Below are 26318 nucleotides of genomic sequence, written 5' to 3' on the forward strand. Positions count from 1 at the left end.
CCGTTCCGGTCGTCCGGGTGCGCTTGGGCGTGTCCGGCTGCCGGGATGGGTCGGCGTGCTGATCAGAACGCGCGGTCGAGCTCGCGTTCGCGCTCGCTGCTCGCGAGCGAGAAGGCGACGCGCAGGGCTTCGCGCAGGTGCTGGGAGTCCGACCCGAGCACGGTCGTGAAGCCGAGTCGGCTCGCCTCGTTCGCGCGCTGCTTCGTGCCGGTGGTCGGGCGGATCTCGCCGGCGAGGCTGATCTCGCCCACTGCGGCCAACGTGTGCGGGAAGGGGCGGTCGCGTGCGGCACTCGCGAGCGCCAGGGCGATCGCCAGGTCCGCACCCGGCTCGGTCAGCTTCATGCCACCGACCGTCGACACGTAGACGTCGGCGTCGGACAGCTTGAGGCCGGCGCGGCGCTCGAGGACCGCGAGGAGCATCGCCACGCGGGACGCGTCGACACCGTTCACCACGCGACGGGGCTGCGGCGCCGAGCTCGGGACGACGAGCGCCTGCACCTCGACGGGGAGCGCGCGCCGCCCCTCGAGCGCGACCGTGACGCATGTACCGGACACCGGAGCGCCGTTCTTCGACATGAAGAGGCCGCTCGGGTCGGGGACCTCGTGGATGCCGTCGCCGGCCATGTCGAAGCAGCCGACCTCGTCCGTCGGACCGAAGCGGTTCTTGAGCGCCCGGACGAATCGGAGCGCGGTCTGCCGGTCGCCCTCGAAGTGGCACACGACGTCGACGAGGTGCTCGAGCAGGCGCGGACCTGCGATCGTGCCGTCCTTCGTGACGTGCCCGACGATGAGCACCGGCAGTGCGCGGTCCTTCGCGACGCGGATCAACGTCGACGCGACCTCGCGCACCTGCGACGTGCCGCCCGCGATGCCGTCGATCGTGCTCGACGAGATGGTCTGGACGGAGTCGGCGATGAGCAGGTCGGGCTGCACCTGGTCGATCTGCCCGAGGATGACGCCGAGGTCCACCTCGCTCGCCAGGTAGAGGTCGTCGTGCATGGCCCCGGTGCGCTCGGCGCGGAGTCGCACCTGGTCCACGGATTCCTCGGCGCTGACGTAGAGCACCCGCTTGCCGGTGGCGGCGGCCCGCGAGGCGACCTCGAGCAGCAGGGTGGACTTGCCGACGCCCGGCTCGCCGGAGAGCAGCACCGCCGCGCCCGGGACGACACCGCCGCCGAGGACCCGGTCGAACTCGCCGATACCGGTCTGCCAGCGCTGCACCGTGGTGCCGCGGGCCTCGGTGATCGGGCGGGCGACCCGGTTGCCGGCGACCGCGACGGCGCTGGTGCCGCGGGCGCTGACCGTCGCAGCGGCCGAGTCCTCGACCGTGCCCCAGGCCTGGCACTCGCCACAGCGACCGACCCACTTGATGCTGGTCCAGCCGCACTCGGTGCAGCGGTAGAGGGACTGGGGGCGGGCCATGACCGTCAGGTTAGGCGGTACCGCCGACACCACCCGGGCGCTCGTCCGGGCTGTCGGGACGTTGCGGGCTGTCGGCACGTTCCGGGCCGTCGGCATGAGCAGGCTGCACCGGAACGGACCCGGTCACGCGCTGCCGAAGCCGGTCGATGCGGCCTGGGCGGTCGGCGTGGTCGAGCGCTTCCGCTCCGTCGACGTCCTGCTCCGCACGAGCCGTCGCCACCGCAGCGGCACCCGCGCCGAGGTCCTCGGCCTCGCGCGCCGACAGGTAGTGCCGGATCGCGGCGACGACGTCGACCCGAGCGTCCACCGCGGGCTCGAAGGCGCTCGCCCAGATCTCGTACCCACGGTCGTTCGGGTGGAACAGGTCCCCGTAGCTGTTGAAGAACGTCCGGCGCAGGCCGACGCGCTTCGTGATCGTGTGCAAGGGCGCCACCGTCAGCCCGAACTCGTCCGCGACACGGTGCACGATCTCGTTCGCCACCGCCACCTTGCGCTCACGGTCGGGCACGAACATGCACGGCAGCTCGGCCACGATCGCGTGCGACGGCACCGCCCCGTAGATCTCGCGGATGTTCCGCTCGAACTTGTCCGGGTGGAAGTCGGCGATGTCGTTCGCCCCGATGGACACCGTGCAGATGTCCGGCGAGTAGTTGCGGAGCTTCGGCAACTGGTCCTTCCGGGCGCCCCACGTCGTGGACCCGGACACGCTGAGGTTGACCACGCGGACCGACGACCGGGAGCGGTGCCGGATCCGACGTGCGAGCAGCCCGACGTAGCCGCGGTGCGGTTCGCTCGCGCCGACGCCCTGCGCAGCGGAGTCGCCGATCGCGAGGTAGGTGATGTGCCCCTCGTGCTGCAGGCGCTCACGCCACCAGTCGGCGTGCACCGGCAGCATGTCGGCGATGCGGCGCGCGGCCGCTCGTTGGCCACGGACGCCGGCGCGGGCACCGACGGCGGCGCCGCCGAGGACGGCCAGTCCGCCGCCGACCGAGGTGAGGAGTGCGATGAGGGTGCGCGATCTCATTCCTCGGACGGTACGCCGTCCTGCCCGGGGCGCGGTGGGGTGGCGCTGAGCGGTGGAGGAGGGCCTGCGGTGGCCCGGCTGTTGAGGGCGAGGCGACGCTCCGGTGGTGCGAGGGGCGGCTGGGATCGTGTAAACTCTCTCCCGGTACCGTGTCCGAGCGGCCGAAGGATCATGTCTCGAAAACATGTGTGGGGGCAACTCCACCGTGGGTTCAAATCCCACCGGTACCGCCACAGGGTCATTTGCAAGTCTGAGGTATCAGCGTTTGCAGGTCTGACCCAATAGAAGAGCCCCCGGCAGATGCCGGGGGCTCTTCTATTTGTCTGGGTCAGGTCGGTGGTTCCGGCAGTGCGGGCTCCTCGTAGGGGACGAGTTCACGCGGCGGCGGTTCCGGAGGTAACGGGTCTCGCCGCGACGGTCTCGGGACCGCTGCAGGTACTCGCCTTCCTGCTTCCTTCGCTTGGGTGCTCGACCGGCTGCTGCTCGCAGTTGCTGCTCTCGGAGCGCGTTCTCGTAGTTGATGATGCGGGTCATGTTGGACCGTACGGCGAACAGTGCCAGTGCGAGCTGTTGGGCGGCGAGTCCACGCATGGGTCGATTGGTGGTGACGTGGAGCTTGTGGTCACGCTGCAGCAGGTCGTTGGTGGACTCGCTGCTGCTGCGGTTGGACCGGTACGTCTTGAGCCACTGCCGGGTGTTGTGACGGAGCATCTGCCGCTGCTGCACGTGCTCGGTCGGCTTGACGGTCACGCTGGTCTGGCAGCACACCTTGTAGTTCTTCTGCCCCGTCCGCCCGCGTTCGGGGTGAACGGCTCAACTGAGTGTGACGAGGTCAGGACCCATCGGTCTGCGGAACGAGTCAGCTCAACGCGCCGGATGAGAACGTCGACGGTCAGATCCGCGGTGACCGGCGCCGAACAGCGCCATTTGCGAGAATGAAGTCGTGGATGACTCCTGGGTTCCGATTGGCGCCAACCCCTTACCTAAATCGCCGCCGCTTGTACCCGGCGTCCCGGAGTGGCTGCGTCCCGAAGTCGGGCAGTTCCTCGCACGATCGGCGCGACGACGCCCGCATTGGCTCGTCGAGTACCGGCTGACTCGCCGGAACACCGTCGACTACGACGAACTGTTCGAGCACGTAGACACGGTGGATATAGTCAAGGCCCTAGGCGAGGACGAAAGCCTGAATCTTGTCGATTTCGTGTTGCGGTTCGGCGACCCACAACGCCAGCACGTCGAGGAGCTTGCTCACTGGCTGCAAATCGGCGGGTCCATGTGGAGAGTCGGGCAACGTTTCGGCCATCCCGGCCTCGAACAGCGAGTGCCCACCTCCCTGCAGAATATCGCCGACGCCGCGATGGATGCTCCCGGAGGTGCCGGCGACCTTCTCGCCGATGCATGGGCAGCAGCGTTTGGCGTGCAGCCGGATCCCGAAGTTGCATACATGAAGACCGTTAAAGCTGTTGAAGCGGCAGCGGTACCTCTCATTTACAGCGATTACAAACTGGCCACGCTCGGGAAGGTGATCAAACGTCTCGAGGATCGGAAAGAATGGACCCTCGGTTTTCGCCTGGAAGGAGCGGGTGTCGACTCCGGCGAGATGCTGTTGGCGATGATGCGGACCATTTGGCGAGGCCACGCCGACCGCCACGGTGGACAGGCCGACTACCAGCCGAGTTCGCAGTCGGACGCGGAGTCAGCCGTGCTTCTAGCCACCGTCCTCATACAACTGATCACCAGCGGCAAGGTCATCCAGCGCGACTCGCGAGATTCAGACCGGCCGTGATGCATCGGGCGCGACAGAGGCGACGAGCCGGACCGCACCCGGGACATGGTTAGTCATCGGGGAAGTGGCCGTGCGCCCGACCACTCGACCCGTACTGACGGCACGATCGCCTCCCGTTATCGTTCCGCGAGGTTCGCAAGGGACTTTGGCGGATCGCTTAGACCATGATGGGGCTGTGTGTTGGCTCGATTTCGTTGACTCTTTGGTGCGCTCACTCGCGTGGCCCGCTGTTGTCCTCATCGCTGCTCTGCTGTTCCGGACTGAGGTTGCGGGTCTTGTCTCCCGGTTGAAGCACCTGAAAGTACCTGGCGGTGAGGCGACGTTCGGCGAGAAACTGGCGAAGGCCGAGCGGACATTCGAGAAGTTTCAGGCATCGGAGACGGGTGCTGAAGCTGCGTCCGGTCAATCGGGCCTGGAGGAGCCTGACGGGGCGGGCATCGCTGAATTCGGGCCACTGGAGCCTTCGGCGCTCGTGTTGAGCTCCTGGGAGCACCTGGCGGAGGAAATCATCGGTCTCGCGCATGTGGCCGTCCCCGGAGTGCGCACGACGAACGCCGCATCTGCAGCGGTGGCTCTTGAACGCGCTGGCACCGTCAACGACCTCTTCGTCGAGACGGTGAATGAACTCCGTCAACTTCGGAACGCAGTTGCTCACGCTAGGGAGACCCCGACCCCGGGCTCGGCGATAGCGTACGCAGAACAGGCCCGCGAGCTGCGGGTGGCCTGCCGAGCGCTTGCGCAGTTGCACAACGGTCGCAGCGAAGCAGCGTCTTGACCCCAAAGCTCAGGTGCTTCCAACGTCGCTTCCCCCGTTCACATGTCGCGGACTTCACTGCACCCGATCCATCAGGACTTGACGAATCCCATAGCCCTGAGCGTCTCCACGAGTTGTGACTCGTCATCGGGGTCCCAGGCGACGATCCAGATACCTTCAGCTCGATACGGTGCCGCGAACTCCTCAGGAACGCCGCCGTCGACGATCAGGAGCTTGCGCTCCCAGCCAGTGGCCCGCAGCTGCCGGATGGCGTCGGCAGCCTGTCGGAGTCGCATCCGCCCCTTCACCTCGACGCCAACCTTGCGATCAGCATCGTCGGTGAGAACGAAGTCCACATCGCGACGATTTCGGCCCGACGGGCTTGTCACGTTGAAGCCGTTCGCAAGTCCTATGCGGCGAAGCGTCTCATCAACGCGAAGTTCGAGTTCGACACCCGGACGCGGGACGCGGACTCCGTTGTCTTCTGCGATCTCCGCCAACCGCTCTTTCGTTTCGAGCGGGATCTCTGGATCAGCAGCTGCTTGGCGCAGGGTCTTCTCCAGCTGTGCGACTCGGCTCAACACAAATCCGTCCTTGTTAAGCTGAATCAGTTGCTGGCCCGTGAGCGATACGTAGAGGAACGCGGCTCCGGCGACGATGAGGAGCGGAACGCCCGCGACGTTGGTGCCTTGCGCGAAGACCGCGATGCAACCGGTTGATGAAAGCCCAATGCCAGCAATTCCGAGGAGGATCCGCGACCAGGGCTTCATCGCTGCTACTGCCTCGTTGTTATTCTCCTCAGACACCAGAGAAGCGTATCGAAGAGTGCGACTGGACGGTACCTTTCTGCACGCGACGTGCTGAGCGTGGCCAGCGCCGCGGAACCCCAACGGTTTTGAATGGCGCCGCGGCATGCTCCATGAACAGCTCACCGTGCATGATGACGCTGCTCGTCCGCGGCATAGCCGGACGAGCGCTGCGTTAGGGCATCGGTTTACGGAGCGGCTTCCTCGTCGCTCTCCGGCTCTTGGTCAGGCTCAGCGCCCTCGTTGAAGAGTTCGACGCTGATGAATTTGATGTTCCTTGCGCTGATCAGTGTGGCGGCTGCCTGCATCTCGATCAGATCCTCGGCGCCTTCGGGCTGAACCCACATCGGGTGCTGCAGTACGAGTTCGCGGTCTCCGTGCTCGGCGACTTCACGGCTGAAAGAGTTGAGGTTACCAACGATGAGCGTCCCATCCGTGAGGTGTACAGACACCCTCCGGACAGCGGCGTCGCCCTTGTCGTTCGCGGAGAACACATTCCACCACGCTGACGCCGTCGGATCGTGTCGGCTGTCGTGTCGCGAGATGAGGGCACCGACTCCGGCGACGGCTGCGGCGAGGACGATCGCGAGTACGACGACAGCAAACACCAGGAGCGGACGGTCTTGCCAAGCCGCGACCGGTTCCCGAAGGAACGCCTCAAGCTGTGCTCGTGCATCAGCGTTAGTCACTGCGACGAGAGCCAACCCGACCGCCGGAAGGACGTAGGAAGCGGCACTGACTGCCAGCACCACCGACGTCTCGCGGAACGCGGCGCGAGTCCGTGACGGACCCTGTCGATCCCGGAGCGACACGAAGACGAAGCCCGGGAGGAGCGCGACGACGAGGACAGCCAGACCGGCGAACGTGGTGGGGATCACCTGTCAAGGATGCCTGTATCGGAACGTAATGCGAGAATGATTGCAAGCCAAGTTGTATCAGGAGGTCGGTCATGTCCAGCAACAAACAACCGAAGTCGCCGCAGACGCCGTCACGCCGCAACGAAGGGCAGCAGTCCGCGCCTGGAGCGCAACCGCTTCGACGCGACAGCAAGGTAACCAAGCCTGCCCCGCGCCCGGGAACGTCGAAATGACCGAGAAGCGGCCCCGAGACGAGGGCGCCGGTCAGAAAGACACGATGGATGCCCGCGGAGAGACGATGGACGCTCGGGACATCATCGAACACAGTCAGCAGGAGGCTCCCGGCGCTAAGCCGCTGACCGTGCAAAACGTCGTTGTACCGCCACAACCGAAGCCTCGACCGGAACCCTGACCTCAGGTGCAGTCAGCACACGAAAACTGCTCACTGCTCACTGCTCACTGCTCACTGCTCACTGCTCACTGCTCGCTGCTCAGGGCGTCCACCACTGAAGCCAGCGTCCGGTGCAGCTTCACCGGAGCGTGCAGACGTCGGACCGATTGCTCAAGTAGACCAATCGTTCGTCGCTCACCGACAACGTGGTCGGCATACCCGGCCGCAGTGCACAGGTAGAAGAGGTCGGTGAGGTCGTTACCTTCCCACCGACCTGAACCGAGCAGCTTGTCGATCATCGTGGCGCGGAACAGCGATATCGCGGGTGCTCCAAGCTCCGGAAGGTGCCACGTCGACTGGGTCCACGCGGACATCTCGCTCAGGCTCAGCCCTGCGTCGAAGCTGGCACGCGCGATCTCCCGGGTGGCATCCGAGAACATGAAAACCTCTGCGGCGCGCCTTCGTTGCTGCTTCGTTCGATTGGTCTCGCCGGAGAGCCATGTAGAAAACTCCTGCACTCGCTGCACCCAACCCGCCATGTCGCCGCGCGGCGTCGCCTGCTGGTCGAGCATCATCGAGGCGAAGACCATGCTCGACAACGACGCCGTGTAGGCGTGAGTCCACTCAGCAGGGAGCTCAGCGTGGTCCTTGCGCGGCGAGGACCCTTCTCGAGTTGCAGGATCGAGAGCAGCGTACGGCTCCAGCGTGAAGACGTCTGGCACTAGCGCCTCCGGCTTGCCGGAGGAGCGGGCGAGGACTTGACGGAACTCTGCGGCCCGAACCTGGAGGGGGTCGCGCATCTGCCATCCGCCGCTGCAGGACAAGATCGCCACCGCCAGCTCGTAGCGTCCCTCGTCGTTCCCGAAGCTGCCTGTCTCTCCAAGATGAGCGGCGGAGAGTGGCAGAACCACCCTGCCAGACGAGGCCAGGCCAATGAGTCGCCAAGCCGCCTTCAGCTCGTCGTCTGATTGCACGCGCCAGGGAGCGTGGACCGACTTGCTCAGCGTGCTCCACTGATTCTGATCCAGGTACACAACGGGCCGGTCACGAAGGGGTGACGAGTTGAAGCGCGATCCGAATCTCGACGAGAACCCATCTCCTCGCCTCGTCTTGAAGAACACCGACCGGCGCCACGGGTAAACCTCCACCATGGCAAAGTCCTTCGCATGAATTGCGTGCAAGGCGTCACCGCTGAAACCGCGCACCAGGCCGCTTCGGAACCGAAGCGCAACCATGTTGTCGTCAGCGCGCCACTGGAAAGCCTCGATGAAGTCGGATGACTTGCCGTCCCCGCCGCTCGTTGTCTCAGAAGCATCGTCGTCAGGGAGAGTCGTCGGCACAGAGGTCTCGTCCACGCCCGGATCGTCCCATCAGCGGACGACATCGGGGTGTGCCTGCCGCAGAACGGTGCCACCACGCTGGGCTGGGATATCGAGGGGAGCTGCGGACGTACCGCCCCTGAACTGGGGTTCATGCGGAAAGGGGAAAAACCGGGTCAGCCCAGGGGAAACTCACACCCCGAGCCCAAGCGCAGGGCCCCCGATCGGCGTAGCAGCAAGGGGCTCCGAGACCTGCAGATGACCCGCCACAGAAAACCCCCGTTCACGCGGGGGTTTTCTTGTTTCTGGAAATGAGCACGGTGCGTCTTTGGTGCAGACCTCGCGCAGAGCCCAGGGATGACGCCGGCTGTGATGGACGGGGCCGGAACTGGCGCGAGGGAGTTGCCGACGCGGCGGCCGTTGGCGTTCTTGTCCTATCGTTCCCGCGCTGCAATGCCGGGGGTCGTGATTGCGCCCGCAAACGGGGATGTGGTGTCGCTGGCGACGGCTGGGTCATGGGGTCGGGATCCTCGACGCAAGCGCACCTCAGGCCTCTCGTCGACGGGGTCCCGACGGCGTCCATCGCCGGTTCCCGTGACGGCACCGACGCCCCAGCTGGCGTTGATCGTTAGTGGGACGACGATCAACCCCACGCCGGAGACCGCGACGAACGACGCTCAGCTGGTCGCTGGCGTGGGGTACCGACGGGGGCGTCGTTCCTCGAGCTCTTCCGCACTGACCAGCGTCAGCATGGGCTCTCCCGGCACCCCGAACATCATCACGACGAACTTCGTCTCTGCGTCGTCCAGGTTGTTGCCGTCCTGGTAGTGAATGGTGTCGCCACCGGGTTCCCAGAAGGTCTCGCCGGCCTTGACGACTCGTACGGGCTCACCTTCCAGCTCGAACCGGACCTCGCCCTCGATGACGTACCCGAACGCGGGTCCGCTGTGCCGATGCGGCGGCGTCCCAGGGCAGCCCGCTGGCGAGGTGACGACGATCGTCATCATCTCCGAACCGGGAATCGGCGGGGCCTGCAGCGACGAGACAACGTCGATCTTCGCTTCGATTGGCGACGGTTCAGTCATGGTTGTGCTCCATTCATCGGTCCGAGCGGCTGCTCGGCTCAATGTGGTGACCGTGGACCGTCACCTGTTGTGACCGACGAAGCGGAACGACCGGGCACGGCGGATGGAGTGCGCCCCGCGTAGTGCGGTCCGAGCGCCGAGTCAGCGTTGCAGGCCCTGCAGGACCACTGCGAGGTACTTGCGCCACGGCTCCGGGTCTACCCCCTGAATTGCCTGGGATGCGTAGTGGATGGCGTTCGTGAGCGCGACGATGTCAGCGCCGGTGATGTGGCCGGCGATCGTGTGGGCGCTCTTTGCCCGGGCTGTGAGCTCCTCCACGATCGCGCCGATTCGTTCGGTCGCTGCTGCCACTTCTCGGTTGCTCGGGACGGTCTGTGTCACAACGTCACAGAACGCCTGATCCGCGTCTTGAAGGCGGAGCACCTCGACCATGAAACTCTGGAGCGCCGAGAACGGTTCTGCCGCTGCCAGCAGAGCGGTGCTGCGCTCGAGAAGCTCATGAAGGGTCTCGAGTGTCACCTCCGCAACCAGATCTTCCTTCGTCGCGTAGTGCCTGAGGACGGTGCCCTTCGACACGCCGGCTCGGGCGGCTATGTCCGCAACTGACGTCCCTACTCCGCGAGCAGCGAGGAGTTCGCGGGCGGCGGCACGCACGCGCGCGCGGTTTTGCAGGCCGTCGCTGCGGGGAGCCCGCTTGCGTGTAGAGGTCTGATCGGTCGAGGTCACCCCGCCACACTACCCGGACCAGCCGGTTCGGATACGATACTTAACGGACCGTCCGGTTCGGTAAGCATTTGAGGAGTGATCGCTGTGGGAGCACAGAAGTTCGAGTCGATCGACCTGCAAGGGAAAGTCGCCCTGGTGGTCGGTGCCACATCCGGTATCGGATGGGCGGTCGCATCCGCACTGTCGGGTGCAGGCGCATCCGTTGCAGTGGCAGGCCGGAGAGCGGATCGTCTCGCGGAGCTCGCGGCATCTCTCAGCGGACCGGTGCTGCCGGTCGAGCTGGACGTCACGGATGCCGACTCTGTGGAGGCGGCGGTTGCGGCGACGGTCGCGGAGTTCGGCCACCTCGACGTGCTCATCAACAACGCGGGAGTGATGTACATCGGCGGCGTCCTCGGTGGCGACACCGCGGAGTGGGAGCGGATGATCCGGACCAACCTGTTGGGGAACATGCTGGTCGTCCGGGCAGCATTGCCGCATCTTCTGTCGGCAAGGGGCACCATCGTGCAGACTTCGTCGACCTCTGGACGGCTCTCGACTGCTGGAAGTGGCGCGTACTCGGCAACCAAGGCTGGGGTGAACGCGTTCTCGGAGGCGCTTCGCCAGGAGGTGACCGGTGCCGGTGTGCGCGTGGTGGTCATCGAGCCCGGCTATGTCACGACGGAGCTGGTTGATCACATCACGGATCCGGCGATGCGCGCCATGGCCGCAGAGATGCAGGAAACGATGACGACACTGCAGCCGGGAGACGTCGCCGCTGCAGTGTTGTTCGCGGTGGCGCAGCCGCAGCATGTGTCGGTGTCGGAGTTGTTGATTCGCCCGACGGATCAGCTTCAGTAGCTCGACAAGGATGGGCGACGGGGGTGTGAGAACCGCGACTCCCGTTGCCTCCCGTCAGCTGATCTCAACAGCGAGGAATCGCAGGAATTCGTCCTCGATCCACTGCACTCTGGTTCCCTGATCAAGTGTTCCGCCGCCGTCGGGGTATCCCGCTTGATCGGGGTATTCGTACTCGTGGTAGAAGGGCTTCCAGCCCTGCCGTTCTTTCATTGTCTTGCTCCTGTTCGGTCGCCTCGCAGCGGGTGGGACCACACACGTTCTGCTTGGCGCCTACCCGAAGGTCGCCTGGAACCCGGTGTTCCCGCTCTTGTCTCGTGTGTCGGCGAGGGTGCGGTGTGATTGGGGCGCGCGGCGTACGAGCGCTCGTTGCAAGTTGGTGCATCTCCGAGGTGCAGGGATGGCAGTGCGGGTCACGAGCTAGTGGTCTGCACCGCGGTATCGGTCCCAGATCAGCCATGCGACGGCGGCGGTGATGGCGATCGCCGCCGTCATGGTCCACGGTCTGGGTGAGATCGCCAGGAAGAGGACTGCAGCTCCGAGGACTAGCACGCACCAGAGCCAGAAGAACGCGGTGGTGAACACGTACCTTGGGTGTGTTGATCGTTGCACGGGACTACCGCTTACCGTTGGCTGAAGCGGTCAACTCACGTGCCCACTGGTTGTAGGTGGTGGGGGCGAGCCGATGCGGCACCGCAGGGTCATGACCGGGCGTCAAGGACTCATCGTTGACGGCGGCATAGAAGTAGCCCACGCGGGGGCTCTCGATGACAGTTCGCGGGTCGTGCCGGTCATGCAGCACGCGACGCCCCAGCTCGACCAGCGGAACGGCCTCGGGGCCGGCGAACTCGGACACGCCGTTGGTTGGCTCCGTGGTTGCGGCTTCCGCAAGCATGTCGGAGACGTCCGCGGCGGCGACGGGCTGCATCAGCACCGGCGATAGGGGTACCGTGTCCGCGGTCGCTGCGACCTCGATGACGAACGGGATGTACTCGAAGAACTGCGTTGACCGCACGATTGTGTAGGGAACACCGCCCTGTTCGACGATGCGCTCCTGCGCGACTTTGGCACGCATGTATCCGATGTCGCTCATGCGGTCCGCGCCGACGATGGAGAGCAACACGTGGTGCTGTACACCGGCGTCCTTCGCGGCGCCGACGACCGTTCGGGTCGACGTTTCGAAGAAGTGCATCAGCTCGGCGTCATCGAAGGAGCGCGAGTTCGGTAGGTCGACGACCACATCCGCTCCACTGAAAGCAGCAGCAACGCCCCTGCCGGTGATGGTGTCCACGCCGGTCGACGGTGACGCCGGAATGACGTCGTGGCCTGCTGCTCGGAGAATGTCGACCAGTCGAGTCCCGATGAGACCAGTGGCCCCGACGATCACGATCTTCATGGTGGTGCCCTTCGTTGTCCTGAATGGGTTCACCGTCTTGACCACGTGCGGAGCTGAACTGTGACGCCTCATGCCCCGATCGGCTCGCAGCTGCTGTTCCACGAAGCGAGCTTCTCGGGATTTGCTACGACCCAGATCTCACGGACATGCGCAAACGACGAACGAGTCACCATGACAGCAATGACTCGTTGTCCATCTCGGAAGACAACGCCAGGCCGATGATTGACGCTGCACTCGTGGACGGTGATCTCGCACTGCGCCATCGCACCGATCAGGAGTGCGGTGACAGCCGCACGACCACGCACAGATGCGGGAAGTGGGTACCGCCCCCCAGAATCAACTGTCACGGTGACTGCTCGTCCGAGTGATCGACGCACGAGGTCTGCCGACCCGATGCGCAGCCCGAATGCGAGAAGCCGCACCGAGCTGCGAGTCCTCATACGAGGACCTGATCCGGTATCGCCTGCAGCTTGCCCGGGTTCATCATCCACAGCAGCCGCGTGATCCCGGTGTCGGAGGTGACGACCGACACCACAGCGAACGGTCGTGCTTGGGCATCCCGAGTGAGGGCGACGGCGCTCTCGCCGTTGACGACGGTGTGGTGGACGGACACGCCCGCCCAGAACCGCGGCGCGAACGCGCGGATGAACCTCGACACCCGGTCCCGTCCGATGACCGGGATCCGAGACGCGCGAACGACGCCGCCGCCGTCGGAGAGGCTGACGATGTCCTGATCGAACAGTGCTTCGAGGGCACCCATGTCGCCGCGTTGCGCCGCCGTGACGAAGGCGTCGAGCAACCTCCGGCGCTGCTGCTCCGGCGCGGGCTTGCGACGTTCCGCAGCGAGGTGCTTGCCTGCACGGCTGACCAGCTGGCGCGCGGCCGGCTCGGTCGATCGCACGATCTCGGCGATCCGGCTGTACGGGTAGTCGAACGCTTCACGGAGCACGTACGCAGCCCGCTCCGTGGGGGTGAGCTTCTCCAGCAGCAGCAGGACCGCGAGCTCGAGCGCTTCACCGCGTTCCGCACCGAGCAGCGGATCAGCGGAAGTATCGACCGGCTCCGGAAGCCACGGACCGATGTACACCTCACGTCGTTGCTTCGCCGACTGCAGAACGTTGATCGACAACCGCGTAGTGGCGGTCGTCAGCCATGCAACCGGCTCGCGGATCTGGGACACATCAGTGCCCTGCCAACGAATCCAGACCTCCTGCAGGATGTCCTCAGCCTCAGCAGCGCTCCCCAGCATTCGGTAGGCGATTCCGAACAGCCGTCGGCGTGCGGAGGTGAACGCGTTCAGCGCGTCGCCTCGGTTGTCGTCGTCCATCGGTTCGACCTCTCTGCTCATGCGCGTGTGGCTTACCAACGGCTGACCGGACAGGCCGCCACGTTGTGACGACATCATGCGAACAAGTAGGTGAAGGGTACTCAGCCCAAGCGGTAGTGAGGGTCTCAGGTCACAGAGGAGTCCACCACCCGGTCGTAGAAGCAGAGGCAGTCATCAGATGGCCTTGGAACCGAAGGAGTGAACACGATGCAGCATGTGAACTTGGGCAAGCGAGCGCCGAAGAGCTACGAAGCGTTGATGACGTTGAGCACACAGACGGAAGAGGGCGCTCTCGCAGCCGGTCTGAACAAGCAACTGATCGAACTGGTGAAGATCCGCTCCTCACAGCTCAACGGGTGCGCGTTCTGTCTCCGTATGCAGGTGCGGGATGCCCTCACGGCCGGGGAGACCGCCGACCGTCTGGCCGTTGTCGCAGCGTGGTGGGAATCGCAGTACTTCACCCCGGCAGAACAGGCGGCGCTGCTCATTGCTGAGGAGGTCACCGGGGTCAGCGATCAGCACCCCACGCGTCGTCCTGAGATCGATCGGGCGGTGCTGACGGAACAGCAAGCGGCTGCCGTTGCCTGGGTGGCCATCGCCATCAATGCGTGGAACCGCGTTTCCATCGTCAGTCACTACGCCGTGGCCCCATGACCGGCACCATCGGATGAACGAGAAGGACCCGGACAGCCAACGGCACGTCCGGGTCCTTCCATCAAGGCACTGGCTAGTTCTGCGCCTGCAGCCATTTCTCGAGCGTGACCGTTCCGAGTCGGTGCTGCAGCGTCGGGTCCTGTCCGGGGACGAGCGAGGTGTCATCGACGTCCCCACCGAAGTAGCCCACCGACGGGTCCGTCACGATCTCTCGCGAGTCCCCGGCCTTTGCGAGCACGCGTCGTCCGAGTTCGACGATCGGCAGCGCCTCGGGCCCACCGAGCTCCCATGTGCTGTTCGCCGGCGTCTTCGTCGCTGCCTCCGCGAGAACCTCCGACACCTCCGCTGCCGCGACGGGCTGCATGAGAGCCGGAGACAGTCGGACGGTGGCGTCGTCCGCTGTGCCTTCGGCGATGCCGGCGATGAACTCGAAGAACTGCGTGGCGCGGACGATCGTGTAGGGCACGCCACTGGCCTTGACGATCTCCTCCTGGGCGATCTTTGCTCGCATGTAGCCGATGTCGTTCATTCGGTCCGCACCGACGATCGACAGCACCACGTGGTGTCCGACGCCTGCGGCCTTCGCTGCCTCGGCGATAGTCTTCGTCGAGGTTCGGAAGAACTCCATGACCGGCCCGTCCTCGAATGACGGGGAGTTCGGGATGTCGACGACGACGTCGGCGTTCTCAAACGCGGCGGACACACCCTCCCCGGTGAGAGTGTTCACACCCGTCGTGGGGGAAGCGGGGATGGCTTCGTGGCCGGCGTCCTGCAGCAGCTGCACCAGCGGCTTCCCGATCAGGCCAGTTCCGCCAACGATGACGATCTTCATGATGTTTCCCTTTCGATGGGTACGACGGGGCGGTCGTGATCCGCCTCGACCCTGTTGACCAAACAGCACCGCGTGTTGTGACAGGCAACGGCAGAGATGGTCGGTCAGGTCGACGTTTCTTGCGCAGACGAGTCAGACGGACAGGCCAAGTGCCCGGGCGATCACCGTTGGGTGCTCAACATTCCGCCAGGTGACGATGCTGACCCCCGGCATCTCCGCCGCGCGAGCAGTGGAATCCGGGCTGGGATCGACAAGGACGGTGCGGACACCCGCGGCCGCGAGCGTTGGCGCAGCGCTGGTGGTGTAGAAACGTGCCCGCGACCGGTCGATCGGTTCGTCAAGCAGCAGCGCTGCGAGTGACTCGTCGCGGCGAAGACCCTCGCCCGGCTCGACGACGGACACCGAAGCGTGGTTGAGGCCGAGCGTGTCGAGAAGCGCGCGAACGAAAGTTGAGTTGGACGGCGTCACCACGATCACTCGCTCCCCCGCCGCTAATGCATCGTTGACGACCGCGACCGCCGTCCACCGCACCTTGCCGGTACTGAGCACATCGATGACTGACGCATGCACGTGCTCGAGGCGTTCGACACCGTCCATCGGATTCAGGCGATCGCGGATCGGGCGGTCCGGCACGTCCTCCGGGCGCACGCGACGGATCAGCACCCCATCGACATCGACGATCGTTGTGGGGCGAATGCCCTCGGTGGTGGACGGCCAGTGGAGACTGGTTACACCGTGCGACCCGGGTTTCATTCGTGCACCAACTCAGCAGTGTCGGATGTCCGCTGGGACACGGGTGGGTGTTCGAGTTCCGAGGGCGGCAGCGGGACGAGGCGATCTTCGAAGAGCAGGCGGTTGAGGCCGGCTCGCAGTCGGGCGGCGGGGGTGATCCGTCCGTCAGCTCGTGGGCGCAACACGATCGGCGCGTGCTGCTCGCTGGAGAGGATCCGCCAACGCGTTTCGGGGTCGGCAGCGGCGTGCACCTCGATCGTCTCCCCGTCGGGAAGGCGCACCAGGCGCCCGGTTTCATGACCGTGCAGCACGACTTCTCGGTCCTTCCGCTGGAGTGCAAGGCACACTCGCCGAGTGATGGAGAACGCCGCCAGTGGCCCTGCAACGATCATCACCTGTCCAGCAGAGATGAGGTGCTCGAACGCGAAGCCGAGCTCGTGCGCGGCCACGTCGGCACTGCCAGCACCCCACAACGCGCCGAAGAACGTCATCGCTGCGACGCCGATGCCGGTTCTGGCTGGCGTGTCCCGCGGGCGCTGCAGCAGGTTGTGGTCTCGGTCGTCGCCGCTGACCCACTGCTCGAGGAATGGGTACACCAGCACCCCGGTGAGGAACACCGTCACCATGGCCAAGGGCACCAGGATGAACATCGGCCACGCGTACCCATCCCAGACGAATTCCCAGTGCGGTGGGACGAGACGAAGCGCGCCATCGAGGAACCCTGTGTACCAATCAGGCTGGGACCCAGCGGTCGCGTTCGACGGGTCGGACGGCCCGTACTGCCACACAGGGTTCACTGTGACCGTCGCGGAGACGAACACCAACACCGCGAGGAGGGCAGCGAACAGCCCGCTCAGGCGCATGATGCCTGTTGGGAACAGCGGTACCCCGACGATGTTCGATTCCGTTCGACCGAGACCGGTCGTCTGTGCGGGTCGCTGTAGCCAGCCGAGGAGTCCTCGTGCAGCCATGATGACGACCAGGAGCACGGGGGCCAGAAGGAAGTGAATGATCGCCAGGTGCTCGATGATCCGTCCCGGGAACGCTCCGCCAAAGAGCACGCTGCTCGCCCATGGGCCGATGACGGGAATGCCAACGGTGATGCCCTCGACAATTCGTAGTCCCGTCCCGGAGAGCATGTCGTCGGGAAGCCCGTAACCGCTCCAACCGGCGACGAGCGCGGCGACGAGGAGCAGGAACAGCAGCACCCAACTGGTGCGGCGTGGCTTCCGGAACCCACCAGTGAAGAACACCACCAGCATCTGCACCATGATCGCGGCTGGCAGCAGCTGCATCGACCAGTGGTGCAGTTGGCGCAGCAGCATGCCGCCGGGGACGTCGAACGCCACATGCAGGACAGAGGCGTACGCGGCGGACACTGTCTCACCGTCGAGGGGGAGGTAGCTGCCGTCGTAGCGGACGGGCGCACTCGAGGGGACGAAGAACAGCATCAGTACTGCGCCGGTGAGGATGAAGACGGCGGCGCATGCCGTCGTGACCACACCCATCAGGTTCGTCCAGTGGATGGGCACGGACCGCGCTCGAGCGCGAGTGAGGACCCCGGCAGTCCACTGACCGAACGAAGTTGCTGCCAGACGCTCACTTGCCGAAGGCCGCAGACGGCTCGCGGAGCGGCGGTCAGTGCGCATCGGGCACCCCGCCGCTCACGAAGGCGTGTCGGGGGTCAGTGGTTGCGGACAGGGACACGATGTCCCGGCCGCCGAACACTGCGCTTGCCCAGACGAGGACGACCCGGATCTTCCGCTCCCATGTCGGTACGGCGAGGGCGTGGTAGCCGCGGTGCATCAGCCATGCGATGGGGCCGGTGATGACGATCCCCTTGTACTGGAAGATGCCATGACCGATACCGAGTGTCGCGACGACACCCAGCCCGTGATGGACGTAGTCCCGTGGCGCGTCACCTCGGAGCGTAGCGACGAGGTTCGCGGCGAGTCGTTTGCCTTGTCGGACCGCGTGCTGGGCGTTCGGCACTGCGCGTGCGCCCGGGACCTTTGAAGTGAGGTCGGGGACGAACGCATCGTCGCCGGCTGCCCATGCGTCCGGGACGATCCCGTCGGGTCCTTCGACCCGCAGGTCCGCGCGGACGCGGATGTATCCTCGTTCGTCCAGTGGCAGATCCGTGTTGGATGCGACGACCGGGTTCTGTGCGTTCCCAGCGGTCCAGATCACGAGCTCTGAGTCATACTCCTCGCCGGTCGAGAGTCGGACGTGACCGTCCTCTGCGGACTGCAGCTGCGAGTTGAGGTGCACGTGTCCGCCGCGCTGTTCGAGGTGTCGAACCACCCACGCGCCGGGCTTGTCCGTCACCTCGGGCAGGATCCGTCCCTGAGCTTCGACGAGGTGGAATGAGAGGTCGTCCATGGTCAGCTCCGGGTAGGAGCGGAGCAGCGCGGTGGCCAGTGCCAAAGTCTCGCCGAACCCCTCGACGCCGGAGAACCCGCCGCCGACGAAGGTCACCGTGAGTAGCTTCTGCCGCTCGGGCCCCGGGGGGAGCGTCGAGGCGCGGTCGAACGCCGTCAGGAGGCGGTCACGGATGGACACCGCTTCCTCCACGTTCTTCATCCCGATCGCGACATCCCCGAGGCCAGGGATCGGGAAGGTCCGCGTGACGGCTCCGGCGGTCACGACGATGATGTCGTACGCGAGCTCGAACGGCTCACCGGCCGTGGGCCGCACAGTGACGGAGTGGTTGTGGTGGTCGACGTTCGTCACGGCGCCGGAGATGAGGCGGGTGCGGCGCAGGTGGCTTCGGAGGGAAACAGCGACGTGACGCGGTTCGACGGATCCGGCGGCAACCTCCGGAAGGAACGGCTGGTAGGTCATGTAGGGGCGAGGGTCGACGACCGTCACGCGGGCTTCGCCGCGGCGGAGTTGCTTCTCCAGCTTCCACGCGGTGTAGAACCCGGCGTACCCACCGCCGACGATGAGGATGTGCTTCACGAGGGGACCTTCTTCCGACTCAGTCACTCATCAGTCAGGACCGGGAGGCCGTCCCTTTTGTGACCAGAAGGCACCGCCCGGCCCCCGAACCACCGACGGCGTCCGCCTCGTCACAGAGCACCCCGCCGCGCTGTCGTTGCTGTTGACCAACACCATCGACGGCGCGGAGACGATCATGACGATGACACCGAACGGTGCAGCACCGATCAGCGAGTACCTCGCGCGCATCGAGCAGGACAGCGCACCACGTCCGACTGCCGGCGCGCTTCGCGTCCTGCAGCGGGCGCACCTCATGCACGTGCCGTTCGACACCATCGACACGTACCTGACACGCCACGAGGACCTCGACCCTCGCGCCGTGACCGAGCGCATCGTCAACCAGCGGCGGGGCGGGACGAAGAGTCAGCTCAACGTCGGGTTCGCAGTACTCCTTCACGGACTCGGCTACATGGTCGACCTCGTCCTCGCCCAATCCTCGTCTCCACGCCTTCGCCGCGCGGAGTCGCACCTTGCGCTGATCGTCGCCACCGCGGGAAGCCGTTTCCTCGTCGACGTGTCCGGCGAGCTCTCAGACGAACCTCTCGCCATCGGTGCATCGGCGACACAGCTCGACACCGCTGGCACGTTCGCACTGTCGACGACGATGGGCCCCCTGCTCGAGGTCTCGGCGCCGGGCGACCGGCATTACACGATCAGTGCAGTCACACCGGCTTCTTCTGGCCGCGGACCGCGCAGCATCGCCGGTCGTGATCGGCCAAAGGGCCTACACGCAGCGACAGTCTTACCCGCGCTTTCCATCCGGCGAGAACGAGGACGAACAACTCTCATGGAGGGGCGACTGATCGAGACGGTCGGAACAGCACGTACAGACATCACTGTTGCACCCGCTTCTCTCCGGCAGATCGTAGAGGAACGCTTCGGTTTCGTCCCGACGACTTCGAGGCTCGCGGCGTTGGCTGGACCGAAGCGGTGAGGCAAAGCTCGGCCTGGCGGGTGGCCGATCTGCCCGCCGGAGCAAGGTAGAGCGGTGGTGGACACGACGGACCGGTGGGTGCAACGACTCCGCGACGGCATCGCTCCCAGACCGTGGCCGGTCCACGTGCTCGCCGTCGTCCTGGTGCTGGCCGCGCCGTCGCTGATCGTCGCCGAGTTGCACTCGCCGGCCTTCGTCGCGGAGATGAACCACAGCAGCCACATTGGCAGCATCGTCCTGATCGAGCTCTTCGTCATGGTGCTGGGCTTCGTGATGTCGATCGGCACGTGGTGGAGCGGGCGGCGGGACCGTCGGACCCTGGCGCGGATCCGCGCGAGCGGGCACGAGCCCGCGCTCTTCCTGCCGGTGCTGACGAAGGGCATCCGGACCAGCGAGGACCTGCCCCGCCCTCGCCCCGAGGTCTGGACGTTCGACGCCGCCGGGTTGCACGGGTGGACGCCGGACCACGATGCGCCGGTGATGGATCTGCCGTGGGAGCAGATCCGGAAGATCGACCTCGCCACGATGGACTCGCGGACGTGGGGTTCGCGCATCGACTACGCGCTGTGGTTCGGCCTCACCGGCGGCAGCACCCTCGTCCTTCCGCCGCGGACGACGCTGGGCAGGCCGTTCCAGGCGGGGCCGGGGAGGCTCGAGGCCCTCCTGCCGGTGATGCGGGCTTTGCGGCGCGAACTGGGCCCCGGACTGCCGCGACCCGGACGCGCCACGACCGGTAGCTGATCAGGACGCCGTCGTCATCGCTTCGCCGCGCAGGTGACCGTCGCGGCCGACTGCCCCGAGACGCTGTCCGGCAGCGGTGCCGGCGCGGCACCCGTGCCGGCTGCCGGCGACGCAGCTCCGGAGGGCTGACCCGCTGCTGCGCTCCCGCCGCTCGCCCCGTTCGCTGCCGGAGCGGAACCCGCTGCGGGAGCCGACGCTGCGGGCGCCGAAGCCGCGGGAGCCGACGCGGCTGGCGCGGACGGGTCGCGGACGGCCGCGCGGCCGAGGCTCCCGGCACCGAGGACGACCGGCTGGTCCGCCTGCAGGACCGCGTTGAGGGTCTGTGCCGCGCTCTGCGAGACGATCACGCGGTTCCGGTCAACAGGGTCGTCGGCCACGGGGTACTGCACGAAGGTCATGTTCTGCAGGCCCACGGTGTTCACCGCGAGTGCGAGCCGGGCCAGGGTGGTCGGGTCGGCGAGCGTGTCGGAGAGCGTCATGTGCTTCGCCGCCGTCGACGCCAGGCGCAGGACCTTCGTCGGGTCGGTGAGGGTGTGGCTGGAGACCGTCTGGCGGGCGAGCGCGGCCATGAAGGTCTGCTGGTTGCTGATGCGGCCGAGGTCGCTCGCGTCGCCGACGCCGTCGCGGATGCGGAGGAACGCGGCGGCCTCGGCGCCGTGCAGCTCCTGGTTGCCGGCCGGCAGGTTGATCGCCGGCGTCACGGCGTTGTCCTGGATCGGGGTCGCGAGGCAGACCTTGACGCCGCCGATCGCGTCGGCCATCGCGACGACGCCGTCGAACGTGATCATGCCTGCGTAGCCGATCTGCACGCCGGTGAGCTGGTCGAGGGTCTTCGCGACGCAGGCGAGCCCGTGCTTCTCGCCGCCGCGGCCGAGCGCGGTGTTGAGCATCGCCTTGGACGACGCCGGCGTCACCGTCCCCTGGTCGTTCTCGCACGCGGGGATCGGGATCTCGAGGTCACGCGGGAACGAGATGACCGCCATGTGCGTGTGGTCGGCCGAGATGTGGACGAGGAGGTTCGAGTCGTTGTGTCCGACGCCGGAGGCCGCGGCGAGGTTGCGGGCGTCCTCGAAGCCGGCGCCCTGACCGGTCCGGGTGTCCGTCGCCACGAGGAGCATGTTCACTTCGCCCCGCTGCGCGGTCAGCTGCGGCGCCGCCTTCGCCGGCGTCCCGCCCATCGCGAGTGACACGGTCGGCTTGGCGTCGCGCAGCACCTCCCAGGAGGCGATGGCACCGAGGGACCCGACGCTCACGACCCCGACGGCCGCGATCGCTGCGACGAGTCGCAGTCCGGACCGCAGGGCGCTGCTCGGACGCTGACGGCCGTGCCGGGCTGCTGGGTCGAGGGCCTGGTGCTTCATGCGGTTGCTTCTTTCGAGAGTCCTGCCCGACGGGTCCGTCCGTCGGGGTGCGCCGTCGTCGGCGTCGAGATTCGATCCCACACGGAGACCGACACGACCGCGGATCGTTGCTGGCGGACGCAGCCGCCCGAGGAGCGCAGCAGACGGACGGTGTTAGACCAATGCTCTGGTCGTCGTGCGTCGTGCACCACGGCCGAGAGGATGAATCCATCGGCCGACAGGATGATGTTCGCTGCCGGTCGGGACCGGTCCGCCGACCGGAACCGGTCCGCCGGCCGGCCGCTACCGCTTCTGGAGCGGCTGCAGCGCGACCGCGAGCTCCGCGAGGTCGGTGAGCATCGCGCTCAAGATCGCGGTCTCCTTGTCGGACGGCGCGAACACGCCGTCGGCGACGCGCATCATCGCGAAGGCGAGTTCCACGAACGCCTTCGTGCGGATCAGCCCGAAGAGGTTAAGGACCGGTTCGAGCGCGGTCACACCGCGGGTGCCGCCGGAGATGCCGCCGTAGGAGACGACGCCGTACGGCTTCCGCCACCACTCGGCGTTCAGGTAGTCGAGCGCGTTCTTGAGCGCCGGCGAGAAGCTGTGGTTGTACTCCGGGGTCACGAACACGAACGCGTCGGCTGCGGCGACCCGCTCGCTCCACGCGACGGTGTGGGGCTGCGTGTACTGGTGCAGGGCGGGGTGGTTCGGTTCGTCCATGAGGGGGAGCGCGAGCTCGGCAAGGTCGACGAAGTCGATCTCGAAGTCGCCGGTCTCCGCGACGGTGGTGCGCACCCACTCCGCGATCGGCAACCCGATCCGGCCGGGTCGGACACTCCCCACGACGATCATCAGTTTGGTCATGTTCGTTTCTCCTGTTCCGCGCCGGGGACCCGTGTCCCCGTGCGCCTGTTTGGTCTGTTGGTGTTCCGGTCGTCGAGGACCGGAGGTCGGGGTGACGGTGCGGGTCGTCCCGCTCAGTCCGTCACGACGACGTGGCGGCCCGTGGTGAACGGTCGCGTCAACCGGTCCGGGACCGCGGATGTGTCGAGGGCCCCGACGTTCCGCAATGCAGCGTTGAGCGGCGCCGCGATGACGTCGTCGCTGCTCGCCCACTCCACGACGCCGTCGGGTCGGAAGACCATCACGGCGGGCAGGGAGTCGGGGACCTCGGCTTCGACGAGCGCGACCACGATCCGGTCGGATGCCAGGTCGAGTGCGTTGCTGATCGTGGCGTGGAGCGCCGGGTCCGTGACCAGGACGACCGGCTGCGCGTCGACGAACAGGCCGCTCAGCGATCGTGAGGACAGGTCCCCGAGGTCACGGTTCGCGCGGACGACCCGAGCCGACGGCAGCGTGCTCTCCGGGCTCAGCCCGGCGAGCCACGTCCCGATGGCACGGTTCCCCTCGTTCGTGGCGAGGAGCCGGTTGAAGGTCGCTCGGATGGCGAGGGCGGCGGGGTCCGCCGCGACGATGAGTGCGCTCTGCGTCAGGGTCGACGTCCGCAGCGCTTCGCCGTAGGAGCGGCGCTCGGCCGCGTAGTCGTCGAGGGCCGAGTCCGGCAGGGTCCCCTGCACGACGCCGGCCGCGCGCCACCCGAGGCTCATCGCGTCCTGCACGCCGGCGTTGAGGCCGAGGCCACCGGTGGGCCAGTGGATGTGCGCGGCGTCACCGGCGAGCAGCACACGGCCCCGTCGGAAGGTGGCGGCCAGTCGGTTCGCGTTGCCGAAGCGGGACAGCCACGACGGGTCGTGGGCGCCGAAGTCGGTGCCCGCCATCCGGCGCGCGAAGTCGCGCAGGGTGTCGAGGTCGAGCTGCTCGTCGGGGGACTGGTGCTGCGGGTCCCACCCGGTGAGGCGGAACCGGCCGTCGGGGAGCGGTGCGACGATCAGGGCACCGTCGGGGCGGACGATCCGCGTGCCCGGGGCCGGCGGCTGCTCGAGACGCACGTCCCCGATGAAGCCCCAGGCCGTGCTCGTCTCGCCCTCGAACGGGATCCCGGCGAGCGTCCGGACCGCGCTCTGGGCGCCGTCGGTGCCGATGACGAGCGCTCCCGTGAGGCTCTGCTGGACGCCGTCGAGGTCGTAGGTCGCCGTGACGCCGTCGTCGGTCTCGTCGATGCCCGTCACGGTCGCACCGGTGAGGACGGTCACCCCGAGGCTGCGTGCGCGGTCCTCGAGGATGCGCTCGGTCACGGTCTGTGGCAGGAGGAGCATGAACGGGTGGGGTGTGTCGAGCGTGTCGAAGCGGACGCTCTCCTCGAGCAGGCCGAAGTGCCAGGCCGGCACCGGGCGGCCGACCGCGAGGAGCTGCTCCGCCACACCGCGCAGCGCGAGGACGTCGAGCGTCCGGGGCATGACCCCGAGCGCCCTGGCGTACGGGGATCGTTCGGTGCGCTTCTCGAGCACGACGGTCTCGACGCCCGCCGTGGCGAGTTCGGCCGCGAGCCAGAGGCCGGTCGGCCCGGCGCCGACCACGACGACCGTGGCGGGGGAAGAGATGCTCGGCATGGTGGTCATCGGGTGCTCCGCTGCTGGTCGTCGATCGGGTGGGTGGGGCGGGTCGAGGCTGGCTCGTCGCTCCAGCGATGCGCGAGGGCAGCGATGACGTCGTCCGGGGAGGGTCGGGCCTCGATCTCGTCGCGGACCGCCTTCGCGGCGACCGCGAACCGCGGGTCGGCGACGACCTGCTGGACCGCGTCGCCCACGGCGTCGGCGTGGTCCACCAGGAGGCCGACGCCGGCGGCGGCTGCGCGCCCGGCGTTGATCGGCTGGTCGGCGCCCTGCGGGATGAGCACCAGGGGGATGCCCTGGCTCAGCGCGGCGAGGACCGTTCCGGCTCCACCGGCGGTGACCACCACGTCCACGCCCTCGAGGAGTTCCGCCATCGGACGGAACCGTTCGTAGTGGACGGTGGCCGTGTCCTCGGGGAGCACCGCGTCCGGGAGGACACCGACCGTGGCGACCACCTCGGCGGTCCCCGGCGCGATGCTGGCGATGATCCCCTGGAGCAGCGCGTCGTCGGCGAAGACGGTGCCCAACGTGACGAGGACGGTCGGGACCGCGCCGTCACCAGAGTGGCGACCGGTGACGGCCGACTCGCCGTCCCGCCGGTGCGGTTCAGCCCGCAGCGGGAGGAGCGCTGGGCCCGGACGCCACGCGGGATCCTGGAGCAACGTCGGAGTCGGGTCGATGACGGCGAGCGGCGGTTCCGGTGCGACACCACGCGCCGCGTACCGGGACGCTGCGACCAGGAACATCGGACTGGTGAACTCCTCGGGCAGGGCGGGCCCGAACGCGACCACCGCGGTCGGGATCCCGAGGAGACGCGCGACGAGCGGACCGACGAAGTCGACCGCTTCAGCCACGACGAGGTCAGGCGCCCAGGCACCGGCTGCCTCGACGGCGTCGTCCATGGTCAGGTCGACCCGGACGCCCGCGAAGAGCTCGGCGACCCGGGCGGGGTCGCCGGGTACGCCAGCGTCGTCGGCGGCAGGGTGCCGGCGTGCGACCTCGGTGAAGAGCACGTCCGGCATGGGACCGGCCGCGAGGAAGGAGGCGTCGGGGAGTTCGGCCGCCACCACGGACGCCATCCCGGCGCTCGTCATGACCGCCACGTCGTGACCTGCGCGGTGCGCCGCTCGCGCGAGGGGCACCAGCGGGAGGAAGTGGCCGAATGCCGGCGTACACGAGAAGAGAAGACGCACCGAGGACTCCGTGGGATCGAGGGACGGCGCGAGAGCCGCGCCAGAATTCACCGTAGGGCTCTTTTATGAATAGAAACCCCTCTGGGAACCTGAGAGTCCTCGAGGCCCGGGCAGGTCCGGCCTCGCGTCACACCTGGGTGGAAGCCCGGATGTGCTGGTGCCCCCGCAGGGCCGACGATGGCGGGAACGACGACCCGGGAGGTCCTCATGCGCGACGCGCTGACACTGGTGAGCGGCCTGGCGTGGACCGTGGTCTACATCGCCTGCATCGGACGCGGGTTCCGGCAGCGGACCTACTGCATGCCCGCGGTCCCGCTCGCCCTGAACTTCTCGTGGGAGTGTGTCTACGCGGTGCACGGCTTCACCGAGTCCCTCTCGCTGCAGACCGTGGTCGACGCCGTGTGGGCTGTCGCAGACGCGCTCATCGTCGTCACGTTCCTGCGCTTCGGTCGAGCCGAACAGCCGGGAGCCCTCTCCCGCGCGCGGTTCGGCACGTGGGTCGCACTGGTGTTCGTGCTCGGGTTCGCCCTGCAGCTCCTCGTGTTCCAGCGGTTCGGGTCCCACGAGGGCTCGCGCATCGCGGCGTTCGTGATGAACGTGACCATGTCCCTCGCGTTCCTGGCGTTCGCGGCCGCTCGACCGGA

Annotated in this window: 25 protein-coding genes and 1 tRNA gene; 7 read left to right on the forward strand and 19 right to left on the reverse strand. The window is 67.0% G+C overall.

Annotation, left to right across the window (positions count from 1 at the left end; translation table 11 throughout):
* Positions 1-62: 62 nt before the first annotated feature.
* Entirely contained in the window at positions 63-1424 is a 1362-nt protein-coding gene (radA, locus tag AAEP86_RS04755; RefSeq protein ID WP_420369385.1) for a DNA repair protein RadA, read from the reverse strand.
* Positions 1425-1434: 10 nt separating this feature from the next.
* The gene (locus AAEP86_RS04760) at positions 1435-2448 is read right to left on the reverse strand and encodes an SGNH/GDSL hydrolase family protein (RefSeq protein WP_420369386.1); all 1014 of its coding nucleotides are present in this window, start codon (positions 2446-2448) and stop codon (positions 1435-1437) included.
* A 143-nt stretch (positions 2449-2591) separates the two neighbouring features.
* On the opposite strand from AAEP86_RS04760, the gene AAEP86_RS04765 reads away from it, so the two are divergent.
* A tRNA-Ser gene (locus AAEP86_RS04765) sits at positions 2592-2681 on the forward strand.
* Between the two features lie 82 nt (positions 2682-2763).
* Here AAEP86_RS04765 and AAEP86_RS04770 read toward each other — a convergent pair.
* Positions 2764-3198 (reverse strand): hypothetical protein, encoded by a 435-nt coding sequence (locus AAEP86_RS04770; protein ID WP_420369387.1) that lies wholly within the window; start codon positions 3196-3198, stop codon positions 2764-2766.
* A 193-nt stretch (positions 3199-3391) separates the two neighbouring features.
* Between AAEP86_RS04770 and AAEP86_RS04775 the strand changes: the two genes are divergently transcribed.
* Entirely contained in the window at positions 3392-4234 is an 843-nt protein-coding gene (locus tag AAEP86_RS04775) for a hypothetical protein (RefSeq protein WP_420369388.1), read from the forward strand.
* Between the two features lie 175 nt (positions 4235-4409).
* Complete coding sequence (locus tag AAEP86_RS04780; protein ID WP_420369389.1) at positions 4410-5009, forward strand: hypothetical protein; 600 nt, start codon at positions 4410-4412, stop codon at positions 5007-5009.
* 71 nt (positions 5010-5080) lie between these two features.
* On the opposite strand, the gene AAEP86_RS04785 is transcribed toward AAEP86_RS04780, so the two are convergent.
* From AAEP86_RS04785 to AAEP86_RS04805, 5 genes are all read right to left on the reverse strand, one after another.
* Positions 5081-5794 carry a hypothetical protein gene (locus tag AAEP86_RS04785; protein ID WP_420369390.1) on the reverse strand — a complete coding sequence of 238 codons (714 nt, stop codon included), beginning with the start codon at positions 5792-5794 and terminating at the stop codon, positions 5081-5083.
* Between the two features lie 188 nt (positions 5795-5982).
* Positions 5983-6672: a DUF6338 family protein gene (locus AAEP86_RS04790; protein WP_420369391.1), complete on the reverse strand. Its 690-nt coding sequence runs from the start codon at positions 6670-6672 to the stop codon at positions 5983-5985.
* A 456-nt stretch (positions 6673-7128) separates the two neighbouring features.
* Positions 7129-8397: a hypothetical protein gene (locus AAEP86_RS04795; protein WP_420369392.1), complete on the reverse strand. Its 1269-nt coding sequence runs from the start codon at positions 8395-8397 to the stop codon at positions 7129-7131.
* A 641-nt stretch (positions 8398-9038) separates the two neighbouring features.
* Positions 9039-9446: a cupin domain-containing protein gene (locus tag AAEP86_RS04800; protein ID WP_420369393.1), complete on the reverse strand. Its 408-nt coding sequence runs from the start codon at positions 9444-9446 to the stop codon at positions 9039-9041.
* 141 nt (positions 9447-9587) lie between these two features.
* Entirely contained in the window at positions 9588-10172 is a 585-nt protein-coding gene (locus tag AAEP86_RS04805; protein ID WP_420369394.1) for a TetR/AcrR family transcriptional regulator, read from the reverse strand.
* A gap of 84 nt (positions 10173-10256) precedes the next feature.
* Here AAEP86_RS04805 and AAEP86_RS04810 point away from each other — a divergent pair, with 84 nt between their 5' ends.
* Complete coding sequence (locus tag AAEP86_RS04810) at positions 10257-11012, forward strand: SDR family NAD(P)-dependent oxidoreductase (protein WP_420369395.1); 756 nt, start codon at positions 10257-10259, stop codon at positions 11010-11012.
* 54 nt (positions 11013-11066) lie between these two features.
* Here AAEP86_RS04810 and AAEP86_RS04815 read toward each other — a convergent pair whose 3' ends face one another.
* From AAEP86_RS04815 to AAEP86_RS04825, 3 genes are all read right to left on the reverse strand, one after another.
* Positions 11067-11222, reverse strand: coding sequence for a hypothetical protein (locus AAEP86_RS04815; protein WP_420369396.1), 156 nt, complete (start codon positions 11220-11222; stop codon positions 11067-11069).
* Between the two features lie 403 nt (positions 11223-11625).
* Positions 11626-12405, reverse strand: a complete 780-nt coding sequence (locus tag AAEP86_RS04820) for an SDR family oxidoreductase (RefSeq protein WP_420369397.1) — start codon at positions 12403-12405, stop codon at positions 11626-11628.
* 436 nt (positions 12406-12841) lie between these two features.
* Positions 12842-13732, reverse strand: coding sequence for an RNA polymerase sigma-70 factor (locus AAEP86_RS04825; RefSeq protein ID WP_420369398.1), 891 nt, complete (start codon positions 13730-13732; stop codon positions 12842-12844).
* A 207-nt stretch (positions 13733-13939) separates the two neighbouring features.
* Here AAEP86_RS04825 and AAEP86_RS04830 point away from each other — a divergent pair, with 207 nt between their 5' ends.
* Positions 13940-14386 carry a carboxymuconolactone decarboxylase family protein gene (locus AAEP86_RS04830; protein WP_420369399.1) on the forward strand — a complete coding sequence of 149 codons (447 nt, stop codon included), beginning with the start codon at positions 13940-13942 and terminating at the stop codon, positions 14384-14386.
* Positions 14387-14459: 73 nt separating this feature from the next.
* Here the strand turns inward: AAEP86_RS04830 and AAEP86_RS04835 are convergent, their stop codons facing one another.
* From AAEP86_RS04835 to AAEP86_RS04850, 4 genes are all read right to left on the reverse strand, one after another.
* Complete coding sequence (locus AAEP86_RS04835) at positions 14460-15218, reverse strand: SDR family oxidoreductase (RefSeq protein WP_420369400.1); 759 nt, start codon at positions 15216-15218, stop codon at positions 14460-14462.
* Between the two features lie 132 nt (positions 15219-15350).
* Positions 15351-15971: a hypothetical protein gene (locus tag AAEP86_RS04840; RefSeq protein WP_420369401.1), complete on the reverse strand. Its 621-nt coding sequence runs from the start codon at positions 15969-15971 to the stop codon at positions 15351-15353.
* Entirely contained in the window at positions 15968-17482 is a 1515-nt protein-coding gene (locus tag AAEP86_RS04845) for a cytochrome b (RefSeq protein WP_420369402.1), read from the reverse strand. The genes AAEP86_RS04840 and AAEP86_RS04845 overlap by 4 nt, the downstream gene beginning before the upstream one ends.
* A 106-nt stretch (positions 17483-17588) precedes the next feature.
* Complete coding sequence (locus AAEP86_RS04850; protein WP_420369403.1) at positions 17589-18911, reverse strand: NAD(P)/FAD-dependent oxidoreductase; 1323 nt, start codon at positions 18909-18911, stop codon at positions 17589-17591.
* A gap of 142 nt (positions 18912-19053) precedes the next feature.
* Here AAEP86_RS04850 and AAEP86_RS04855 point away from each other — a divergent pair, with 142 nt between their 5' ends.
* The gene (locus AAEP86_RS04855; RefSeq protein ID WP_420369404.1) at positions 19054-19884 is read left to right on the forward strand and encodes an arylamine N-acetyltransferase; all 831 of its coding nucleotides are present in this window, start codon (positions 19054-19056) and stop codon (positions 19882-19884) included.
* 54 nt (positions 19885-19938) lie between these two features.
* A complete protein-coding gene (locus tag AAEP86_RS04860; RefSeq protein WP_420369405.1) occupies positions 19939-20625 on the forward strand; it encodes a hypothetical protein in 687 nt (228 codons plus the stop codon).
* Between the two features lie 14 nt (positions 20626-20639).
* On the opposite strand, the gene AAEP86_RS04865 is transcribed toward AAEP86_RS04860, so the two are convergent.
* The 4 genes from AAEP86_RS04865 to AAEP86_RS04880 all read right to left on the reverse strand — a co-directional run bounded on the left by AAEP86_RS04865 (position 20640) and on the right by AAEP86_RS04880 (position 25725).
* Positions 20640-21986: an LCP family protein gene (locus AAEP86_RS04865; protein WP_420369406.1), complete on the reverse strand. Its 1347-nt coding sequence runs from the start codon at positions 21984-21986 to the stop codon at positions 20640-20642.
* A 282-nt stretch (positions 21987-22268) separates the two neighbouring features.
* The gene (locus tag AAEP86_RS04870; protein WP_420369407.1) at positions 22269-22832 is read right to left on the reverse strand and encodes an NADPH-dependent FMN reductase; all 564 of its coding nucleotides are present in this window, start codon (positions 22830-22832) and stop codon (positions 22269-22271) included.
* Between the two features lie 113 nt (positions 22833-22945).
* Complete coding sequence (locus AAEP86_RS04875; protein ID WP_420369408.1) at positions 22946-24478, reverse strand: FAD-dependent monooxygenase; 1533 nt, start codon at positions 24476-24478, stop codon at positions 22946-22948.
* A gap of 5 nt (positions 24479-24483) precedes the next feature.
* Positions 24484-25725 carry a glycosyltransferase gene (locus AAEP86_RS04880; protein WP_420369409.1) on the reverse strand — a complete coding sequence of 414 codons (1242 nt, stop codon included), beginning with the start codon at positions 25723-25725 and terminating at the stop codon, positions 24484-24486.
* Positions 25726-26318: the final 593 nt, after the last annotated feature.

Source organism: Curtobacterium sp. L1-20 (assembly GCF_048755855.1).
Lineage (GTDB): Bacteria > Actinomycetota > Actinomycetes > Actinomycetales > Microbacteriaceae > Curtobacterium.

Excerpts from the sequence above, each read along its gene's own strand:
- radA (WP_420369385.1), bottom strand. The coding sequence starts at position 1,424 with ATGGCCCGCCCCCAGTCCCTCTACCGCTGCACCGAGTGCGGCTGGACC.
- AAEP86_RS04760 (WP_420369386.1), bottom strand. The coding sequence starts at position 2,448 with ATGAGATCGCGCACCCTCATCGCACTCCTCACCTCGGTCGGCGGCGGA.
- AAEP86_RS04800 (WP_420369393.1), bottom strand. The coding sequence starts at position 9,446 with ATGACTGAACCGTCGCCAATCGAAGCGAAGATCGACGTTGTCTCGTCG.
- AAEP86_RS04815 (WP_420369396.1), bottom strand. The coding sequence starts at position 11,222 with ATGAAAGAACGGCAGGGCTGGAAGCCCTTCTACCACGAGTACGAATAC.
- AAEP86_RS04820 (WP_420369397.1), bottom strand. The coding sequence starts at position 12,405 with ATGAAGATCGTGATCGTCGGGGCCACTGGTCTCATCGGGACTCGACTG.
- AAEP86_RS04825 (WP_420369398.1), bottom strand. The coding sequence starts at position 13,732 with ATGGACGACGACAACCGAGGCGACGCGCTGAACGCGTTCACCTCCGCA.
- AAEP86_RS04830 (WP_420369399.1), top strand. The coding sequence starts at position 13,940 with ATGCAGCATGTGAACTTGGGCAAGCGAGCGCCGAAGAGCTACGAAGCG.
- AAEP86_RS04835 (WP_420369400.1), bottom strand. The coding sequence starts at position 15,218 with ATGAAGATCGTCATCGTTGGCGGAACTGGCCTGATCGGGAAGCCGCTG.
- AAEP86_RS04840 (WP_420369401.1), bottom strand. The coding sequence starts at position 15,971 with ATGAAACCCGGGTCGCACGGTGTAACCAGTCTCCACTGGCCGTCCACC.
- AAEP86_RS04865 (WP_420369406.1), bottom strand. The coding sequence starts at position 21,986 with ATGAAGCACCAGGCCCTCGACCCAGCAGCCCGGCACGGCCGTCAGCGT.
- AAEP86_RS04870 (WP_420369407.1), bottom strand. The coding sequence starts at position 22,832 with ATGACCAAACTGATGATCGTCGTGGGGAGTGTCCGACCCGGCCGGATC.
- AAEP86_RS04875 (WP_420369408.1), bottom strand. The coding sequence starts at position 24,478 with ATGCCGAGCATCTCTTCCCCCGCCACGGTCGTCGTGGTCGGCGCCGGG.